Source organism: Brevibacterium sp. ZH18 (assembly GCF_022748595.1).
GTDB lineage: Bacteria > Actinomycetota > Actinomycetes > Actinomycetales > Brevibacteriaceae > Brevibacterium.
In genome coordinates, this window is sequence record NZ_JALDSX010000086.1 from 1 (window position 1) to 3,535 (window position 3,535).

A 3,535-nucleotide genomic window follows, 5' to 3' on the forward strand; every position below is an offset into this window, starting at 1 on the left:
GCCGCCACGCTCACTCAGCGGAGGTACTTCCGCGCTTCCCCCAGCATCATTTTGTAGTGCCCCTGATGGGCCCCGTTCGACGTCCGATCGAAGATCCGCGCAAACGCGGCCAGCCACCGCTCATTCGAAGCCGATGGTTGCGCGTAGACCTCTGCGTCCACGATCGTGTGTGAGCCGCTATGTGACCAGGCGATTAGCGCATCATGGACCGCCTTCTCGATAGGCTCTAGATCCTGACCGATCTCGTACAGATTGCCCTGCCCGCCCAGAGTTGAGAAATAGCTTTCGAGGATCCTTCGCAGAATGTTAGGGAGCCAGGGCATCGGTGAACTGGGCCGGTTTCGAGCAGTGGCAACCTCGTCCCACAGTTCCTGGTAAGCAGAACGAATCGGGTTCTCTTGCCCGCAATCTTCAATCTGATTGGGTTCTGGCGAGAACTTCCTGATGCGGTAGAACTTGACCCCAGATGATTCTGCACCCTTATAGTCGTTACTCACCTCGTTGTGAAAACGGGTGCTGTGAGTCAACAAGATCACTTGTGACACGCGTCCGTGTTTTCCCTTTCGAACACTTCGAATGAGTTCGCGCGTCAAAGCCGACACTATGAACATGACGTCCCCGTCGAGGCTCGAAATCGGATCATCGATGACGGCGCAGACCCTCTCTGTTTCGTCGTCCTGTGTTACTTCGGAGAGCGAGTGGTAGAAGTACAGGAAGGTGATGAAGGTTCGCTCTCCCTCACTGAGAGAGCCGATGTCCGCAGGCTGACCATTGCCACGGATGATTCTGTATCCGTCCTTCGTCCGCTGCGCCTTCTCCAGCTTAAAACTGTGGAACTGACTCATATCCAACATGTCGTTGATCGTCTGGATCGTCGCTTCACTGGAGGTAGTTTGAGACCGAAGTTCACGCAGGGTGGCCTTACAAGCTTGAAGGATATCCTCCTGCATCGCGATTGTATTTCGAAGACCGCCAACCTTCGTTGCGTGCTCTTCCTCCTCCTTGAGGAATGTATTGACGAGATCATCCAAGTGGCCGCGGACGAACTCTTGCCATGCAGCATTGAGGATCGCCGGACGTTGCGCCATCCGGTCACGGATTATAGCGTTCGTGACATTGATGGAGTTATTGGCCGTATCCACCACCGACTTAAGTGCGGCATAGGATTCGGCTGCCGTACCCACGTCCACGGCGTCTGAGGGTTTTAGAATCTTTTGCTCGACGGATGTCGCAATGGCTTTCAGTTTCACTTCAACTGCGGCAAACGCCTGATCGACCTCAGCAGGTTCAACATTGCGCTGGAGTTCTTTGAGGCTCCCGGATTTAAAGGCAGCAACAGATTCGACGGCCATCTCGATGGTCCGTTGAAACGCTTCGATCTCGTTCTGTTTCTTCTGGTAAATATCGTCAAAAATGCTCGCAAGCTGATCACTTAGATCTTCCGGTGCGATCTGCTGGCAAAAGGGACACAGTACGGGAGTGCCCTCTTGCCTGTGCAAATGATCTGCCCCTTGCTGCACCCAATCCGAGATACCTAGGCGCTCAATCATCTCAGCAAGGGGGACGTCCGAACTGCCAATGATTGGCGCTTTCAAAGCGCCCCGCAGGACATCCTCATCCCACGCCACGGCGGGAGCTTGCGGGATCGGAATCCGTTCACTGACAGCCTTGGAGAATGCTGCCTCGGCTCTTGGGGCAAGTGATTCCCAGGTGTCTTCACCTCGTTCGGGGAACTCGCGCGCCTTGGTGAGCGTAAGTTCTAGACACTTTGCTTTATCTCCGTTTAGCCCGGTCATCTCGCGTTTGATCGTTTCGGGTATGACGCTTCGACGATCCCATACTTTTTTAGCGAGTTCCTTGCGCTGGACCGCGAATGCTGTGTCAGCGTCGTTAATGTGCTGCTGGCAGTTGTCGATCCTATCCGTGGTCTTCTCTTGCTGCTTCTCCAGCTCTTTGATCTGGGCAAAGGTATCGCCACTGTCCTTTCCGAGCAAAAATACGCCACGTTCCTCACCGTCAGCATTCGTAAACGCTTTGCGTACGTAGTCACGGTTGTAGACCTTCACCGTCTGTGGACCTGACGTCCAGCGGACATGGGACTCGTCGCCTGCCACAGTTGCAAGGCTCTGGCTGATTGTGGTCTTACCTGAGCCGTTGGGGCCGAAAATGTAACTAACGGTAGCCAGGTCGCTCAGCACCTCGCCCCCGTTCCCGCCAAAGCAATGGAAACCAGAGAGATTAACCTGATCGATCACAGCATCCTCCTTGACGCCACAGCATGTCCGACGTCACCGACGTCGAGATCTAGCGCGAAAAATAGTGAAAACAGTCTCAATTAGCTCCGGATGGAGACTCCGCCAATCGGTACTTTGAGCAAGTTTAACGATGAGCCTACTCGGTCGACATATGCAGGTTCACCGGCCACAAACATGCTTCACTCTTGTCATTTTCAGAAGCTGACTGCTCACCATCAGGCGAAACGACGGTCTTCGTGCAGCCGACTGTTGAAGTCCGATTGTCAGGAGTCCTGTGCACGAGCGGTCTCTCTGCGTAGAAGTCGTGTGCACGACGCTACACATTCTCTGGAGCGGTTGCATGAATCGACACTAAGTCCACGGTGGAGCCTGTGTCAGTTGGGGATCGGCAAGTGGCACGGTAGGCCATTACGATTGGAGCGTTTCGGCGGATCAGTCGAAGTTAGGCTTCGAATATGCGAAGTACTTTCGGAGATCCTGTTCACGCTGCGGAGCTGGCCGTATTCGAGCGTAAGAAGCTATCGCTTGATGCAGCGGCGACCGCAGGCTTGCCCGGCCGATTCGAAACATTCCGTGTGGGCGGGCTGAGGGCGAGCATGGCAACTGCCAATCAATATGAGTTTCTAAATACTATTGAAGGCCTGAACGAACAGTCCGTCGAGACTCTGCCCGACCTGCTCAAAAGGTTCCCAGCCTCAGACCAGGCAACGATCGTCGCAACATCACCATCGTAGTCTCTCATCGACCGGATGCTGGGCAACGGCTACGAGCTGGCACCCGTGCGACCAATTGCCTACCTATGTCTAAACTCGACGATCCAACCGGACGACGATGACCAGTGGCAGATACACAAAGTCTCCACCACACAGGACGCAAAATTCTTCGCGAACCTTCTCGACGCCGGCTACGCCGCGACGAGCGCCGTGAAGGGCTTCATCAGAGCGGAACATACTCTTCGGGAGGTTCGGGGGTTCATAGCTTTCCGCGACGGCCAGCCTCTCGCTGCGGCGGCCATGTCCCTGCACCCCACAGGGGCAGTACTCGGCGGAGCGTCCACACTTCCCGCAGCGCGAGGCATGGGAGCCCAAAGTGCCCTGCTGAAACACCGGCTTCGATTGGCGGGGACTTTGGGCGTCCCCTTGGCGGCGGCCACTGCATCTCCCGGAGGGCCAAGCATCCGAAATCTGGCTCTTCATAAATAGGGCGGTGCGATAGCCACCCTCAAGCAGCGCAAGAAACGGGACCCTGGGTGCAATGATGTAGGTGTTCAAGACTCCATC

2 protein-coding genes are annotated in these 3,535 nt (G+C 55.5%); one reads left to right on the plus strand and one right to left on the minus strand.

Annotated elements, in window-relative coordinates; translation table 11 throughout:
• Window positions 1-14 precede the first annotated feature (14 nt).
• Window positions 15-2,255 carry an AAA family ATPase gene (locus tag MPN20_RS16940; protein ID WP_242784024.1) on the minus strand — a complete coding sequence of 747 codons (2,241 nt, stop codon included), beginning with the start codon at window positions 2,253-2,255 and terminating at the stop codon, window positions 15-17.
• Between the two features lie 455 nt (window positions 2,256-2,710).
• Here MPN20_RS16940 and MPN20_RS16945 point away from each other — a divergent pair, with 455 nt between their 5' ends.
• Complete coding sequence (locus tag MPN20_RS16945; protein ID WP_242784026.1) at window positions 2,711-2,989, plus strand: hypothetical protein; 279 nt, start codon at window positions 2,711-2,713, stop codon at window positions 2,987-2,989.
• The last annotated feature ends 546 nt before the right edge of the window (window positions 2,990-3,535 follow it).